A 5,570-nucleotide genomic window follows, 5' to 3' on the forward strand; every position below is an offset into this window, starting at 1 on the left:
CACCATGCGCTACCGAAGTGGCAGGATGCAGAGCGGATTGGAGAAACGCCAACAGAACCTACAGGCGAAACTCGCCAACCTGCGCATGAGCATCAACAGCCGCAAGGATGATACGGTCGATTTCCACTCCATGGGAATAGACCATATTTTCGTGGACGAGTGCCACATGTTCAAGAACTTAATGTTTCAGACACGCCACACGAGGGTTGCAGGCATCGGAAACACGAAAGGCTCACAAAGGGCAGCGAACCTGCTTTTCGCAATTCGTGACATACAGAAGCGGACAGGGCACGATTTGGGTGCGACATTCCTGTCGGGTACTGTCGTAGTCAATGCCCTTACAGAGCTTTATGTGATGTTCAAGTATCTGCGTCCTGATGAACTGAAACGGCAGAGGATAAGCTGTTTTGATGTGAGATATTTATAATGCTGATTACCAGCAATAAATCACAATTTAAGTGTACTAAAAATGTACTTATTGCGATAATTAGAGTAAATGGAATAAAGGAATTTATGGATTTTTAAGGGGAGTTAGTTATTTTTAATTCGATTCTTTTTCGCTCTTTTGAAGATAATTCGAGAATATAGATGTCTTTAGATTGAGAAAAAAACACTAACTTTGTAATTGGATTGACAGCGGTCAGTCCGCTACATTTTGGAAAAATAAGAAGCGTTATGCTCAATCTTGTAACTTGAAAACGTAGGACACTTTCTGTAGAGCAAGGATTAGCATAGTGGTTCTCACGCATATGCGTGGGTCACTATCGTTACATCTGCTCTCATGGTTTCCTACGACCTTCAAGTTAAGACGTGGCATAGTTGGCTCACGTTTTTTGTTTAATATACGGGAAAGGGCCATTCTCGACTTAATCATTTGGTATGCCATATTTTATAAAAAACGGCGATTTAAATTACTCCGAATTTGTGGAGGCAATAAAGAAAATAAATTCTGCGACAAGTATCACAGGGATAGACTACACTGATATCCAAGTAGTAGGCGATAAAGTTGTTGGCACTAGAGCGTCCACTAACAATCAGTTTAGTATTTCTCTAAAAAGACTTTACGAAGCATACTGCAACATACTTGTTTTTACAACAGCAGACCTTAAACCTTATGTGAATAGAGTTCAATCACCATCTCTTGCTATTCTTAGGGCTATTAATGCAATAAAGGAAGGAGATGATGTGCAGTCTGATTTGATAGCTGGTCCTAATTGTGATGTCGTAATATCCAAAGAAAGCTTTGGAGAAAGTTATCCTTGGCTTAAAAAGTTTATGATTACATTTTTCATCGCAGGATTAATAATGCTTCTCAGTCAACTATTTCCTGAAAGCAAAGTTGAAAATGGAAGATTAACTGATGCTGCCCATACAGAAGCTGTTATGGCTATTAAATCTCAAATAAGTAATCCATCAAGTTATGAAGGTGGAAGTTGGAATGACGCAGTATGGGATTCAAATTCTCAGACAAAACGCTATGTGCTAAAACACAATTTCACTTGTAAAAACAGTTTTGGTGAGCGTGTGCGTTACATGGCTTTTATTTATTTCGATGTAAATGGAAAACCTACTGACATTGAAATCTTGGAATATTGAAAGAAAAATTATATCATCTGTTAAATCAATTTATTAGGTTGATATGAGAGTGGCATTATCCATCAGCATTTTGATATTCATCATGAATATTGTATTTCCATCTTGTCAAAATAATACACAAGATGTGCCAATATTTAAAACAAAAATGGAGCTTACTGACTGGATTAAATCAACAGTAATCAAAAACATCAAAGATTCGATGTCGGCAAAATCCGTTGAAATTATTGAATGGACTTATATCGCAACAGCCAACGTAGACAGCATTAAGGATATCTATCTCCAAAAAGGATTACTTGACAATAATGATAGAGACAAATACACCGAATTTATAATAAATGTCGATGAACACGAAAAATGGGCATATAAGGTATTGGGTGACGCTTACTTATTGGGCGGCTTTTTTCATGAGCCTTGTGTAGTCTCAAATTTAAAAGAGATCCACATGGGAGGAGATAATGAGAAACATCCGATTTGTTTGCGTATAAACGAAATCTATATGGATAGTGTATTTATCATGGAGCCTTATGCAAACTATTGGCAATTAAATAACGATCGTCCTGTTTCACTTAGAACATATTTTGGTTTATGGCGTTCATTTGTCGGTTGGCTACCTCAAGGAAACTCTTATATTGCAGCCTGCAAATTCAAATGTAACGGTAGCGCCAAGATTGATGGCGGTCGGTCTATTTTTTTCATAAATGGGAATGGGGTGGTTATCTACATGATTCCAATGCTTGATTTTGCTCAAATAATGCGCATTATCAATAAGGATTATTGGTGGGAGATAATAGAATCTTTCACTCCTGAATATAGTAAAAAATATATGGATTCACTTTTGCCGATACATGGAGGCTTTGTAGACAAATTTGGCACAGAATATAATAGAAATGGCAAAGAAATTAGATATAGCAAGGAATTTGGCGAGTGGTCTATTTCACATTAAGAAGACATTTAAACTGAATAAAACATATTATCTTCAAAAACTAAGTTCCTGAAATTCAATATATCCAGGAACTTAGTTTGCAATCAGATTTTATGCTTGCGTAATTGTCTTGGTTCTTTTGGTCTGAAGCCGAGTTTTTCAAGGAGTTTGCGAGCCATATCACGGAACCACTGAAAGACACTCACGCCGTCAATATTCAAGATGAAACGGTGTTCGTTTTCGGGGTCTCTTTCCAATTTGGCAACTGACCCTTCCGTGCGAAAGGTCTGATTGTGTTCCGACGATAAAAGGGCTCCGGCAAAACCTACCTTTTCTCGGGCAAGTATGCGCTGCGTGAAGCGGTCGGGAAATCCGATGTGGGTGCAATACCGTCCCCAATTCAACAAATCTTCAAGGTCGGGGAAATACCGGGCAATATCAGCCTTGTATTTCTTAAAATCTCCGTCCGCCTCGCTGTTGAGTTTCTGCATTTGAAGCCGTGCTACATCATCAAATAGTTTTGACGATGTTGCCGCAAGCGATTTGTTTTCGGCGGTAAGAGAAGAATTAACCTCGGTCAACCGGGAGTTTTCGGAATAAAGCTTGTTGTTCTGCTGCCGTATCTCCTCGTTTACCTGCGTGAGCATTTTCTTCCGGGTGTCGAGGGCGGTTGTCCGGCCCTCAAGGTTCTCCACCTTGCTCTCCAAAGATTTTTTCTCTTTGTCGAGCTTTCTTTTCTCAATGGAGAGATTGCCGATGTCTTCTTCAAGACCTTTCTTCTTCACCATGCAGTCGCGGTAATATTCGTGCTGCCCGATGTGGCGCGCCTCTGAACCACGGATGCCACGTTCCAGACCGTATTTCGCCATAGCCTCGGCATAGATGTCCTGATAGCGGCTCATCTTACCGCGCTCCATTATGTCGTCGGCGCAGAGCCTCGGACGGTTGGCGGCTTTAGTGCGGTAACGCTTCTTTGCGGTCGCCTCCCTTGCTTTTTTCTTTCTCTCGGCGGTCACTATCGGAACGACGGCTATGTGAAGATGCGGAGTGCGCTCGTCCATGTGCAGTGCGGCTCCGACAACATTGTCGCCGCCGAATGTGTCGCGCGCCCACTTTATGTTGTCGTCAATCCACTCGTCGAGTTTGCCGCTGTCGATGATTTTCTGCATACCCTCGTTGTCGGAGGTCATAACCAGGTTGAGGCACCGAACCTGCCTGTCGGAGATTTTGCGGGTAATCCCGGCATTGGCTATGCGGTGTTCGACAGCCGCCGCAAGCCCGGTTATCCCGTCGGAATATTCGACCAGATTGTAGCGATTGAGATGCGTCCTCGCCGGGTCAGCGTTTTCGGGTTGGGCGGTGCGCTCGATATGCTTGGCTATCGAGTTCAGCGACGAGTTCGCCTTGATGATGTGTAACACTGCGTAGCTCATAGGCGGACGAGTTTAAGTTGCGGAGCAATCGGAGTGTACGGCTTCATGTTAAGCCGTTGCGGGGTTTCCAAAGGGATGTCACCCTTTGGCATATTGGGGATATTTTTAGCGTATCGGAACGATATGCGGCTCGAAAAATTCCCTAATATGCTAAGGAATTTTCCGCATGGCTGTAATTTCCGTGCGCGGCAGCACGGATGGAACTGCTCCCCGGATGAGGGTCGCAGAGCGGTAAACCACTGTAATGAGTATAGTGGTACACCGAGAAAAAACTCTGTTGTCATCATTTCAAATTTAGGGATAACCCCCCGTGCATTCCTTGCACTCTTGCACGGTCGGGAGTGTGCAAAAGTGCAAGGTGTGCATGGGGTAAATTCAAAGTTTGGAATACGAGCCGTAGGCATCACGGGTGAAGAAAACGCCCCGCCTGTCGCGAAGGAATTTCTTGAACGTGCGTTCCGCCATCCCGCATTTCCCGGCTATGGCAACTCCCTCGGCGGTGGTGAACGTGCCGGGCAGTTCCGACATCACGGCAAGCTGCACATCGGTCAGCGCGTCCTCGCCGATGATGCCCTGCACCCTTGTCGCCGTTACCCGGAAATACTCCGTCAGACGGATAGCCCTCTCGACGGTCGCCGCCTCTATCGCCTTCTTCTTTTTTGCCCCGCACGCCCAGTCGGAGAGGGCGAGCAGAAGGCAGAACCGCACGGCATAGATTTCAAGTTTGCTCGCAATCGCCGTGAGCGTGTCGCTCCCCTCGGCATTGCACCGCTCTGTCGATTCATTCTGCCATGAGTAGAGGCGTTGGAGTGCGTCCGGCGAGAACGGCACATCTTCGGGCAGTATGTCGCCGCCGCTGTCAGTCGCAGGAACAATCCCGGTCAGTCTGCCGACAACCTCACGCCACGCCGAAAGGATGTCGAATGAGGGCGATTTTCTCTCGCTGTTCCATTTCGCCTTTGTCTGGTCGTCCGGCACCACATAGAGAAAACGCTCGGTGAAACCGTTTGAGTTGCGGTTCCCTGCGGCAAGCTCACTCAGCACTTTGGGCTGGATTGTGCCGATGACGCAGAGGAACGGATTGCGGATGAACACACCGCTCTGGCTGCTCTTGCGGTCGGACATGGCTACCTTGTGGTTGAATACCGACATCCAGAACTCCGATTCGGAGCCGTTGTTGTAGCGGTTGAAATTCTTGAACCACCCGGCAAGCTCGTCGGCATAGAGGCACAGCCCCCTCGGATTTTCCGAAAGGATACGGTGTACCGCCTCCGGCGTGACATCCTGCATTGTGAAGCGGATGCGCCTCGGTTCGGTCGGGTTCGTTTCATAGCCGTTTGCGGCTCTCTCTTTCGGCGGCAGCTCCATCGCCGCGAGATAGCGTTTCATAGCCTCGGAGAAGATTGCCGACTGCTCCGCGTCGAAATCTATGAGCGGCTGCATGGCGAAACTCAGCGGATGGCTCTTGTTGGCTCCCGGACGACCTACGAGGGCTACGAAAAGAATACAGTATTCCTGCCAGCCTGCCATGTGTTCGGCGTTGTGTGTGTTTCCGACAGCGGCGGCAACCGCCGTCAGCATCGACATGGCGAGATAGTCTTTCGGAAATCCGAGGGTGC

General features: G+C 46.2%; 4 protein-coding genes and 1 pseudogene. 3 read left to right on the top strand and 2 right to left on the bottom strand.

The window, feature by feature from the left end:
- The 3 genes and pseudogenes from QZ311_RS11840 to QZ311_RS11850 form a co-directional block, all read left to right on the top strand.
- Positions 1–412 (top strand): annotated as a pseudogene (locus tag QZ311_RS11840) (hypothetical protein); the annotation flags it as partial.
- Positions 413–879: 467 nt separating this feature from the next.
- Positions 880–1,596, top strand: coding sequence for a hypothetical protein (locus QZ311_RS11845; RefSeq protein WP_297068316.1), 717 nt, complete (start codon positions 880–882; stop codon positions 1,594–1,596).
- Between the two features lie 82 nt (positions 1,597–1,678).
- On the top strand, positions 1,679–2,539 hold the full coding sequence (locus QZ311_RS11850) for a hypothetical protein (RefSeq protein WP_297068320.1): 861 nt from the start codon (positions 1,679–1,681) through the stop codon (positions 2,537–2,539).
- 83 nt (positions 2,540–2,622) lie between these two features.
- Here QZ311_RS11850 and mobV read toward each other — a convergent pair whose 3' ends face one another.
- Positions 2,623–3,951 carry a MobV family relaxase gene (gene mobV / locus QZ311_RS11855; RefSeq protein ID WP_297068323.1) on the bottom strand — a complete coding sequence of 443 codons (1,329 nt, stop codon included), beginning with the start codon at positions 3,949–3,951 and terminating at the stop codon, positions 2,623–2,625.
- A 375-nt stretch (positions 3,952–4,326) separates the two neighbouring features.
- Positions 4,327–5,570: DUF3987 domain-containing protein (locus QZ311_RS11860; protein ID WP_297068324.1), on the bottom strand; the 1,244-nt coding region annotated here is incomplete at its 5' end.

This window comes from uncultured Duncaniella sp. (genome assembly GCF_910578445.1).
Taxonomy (GTDB): Bacteria; Bacteroidota; Bacteroidia; order Bacteroidales; family Muribaculaceae; genus Duncaniella.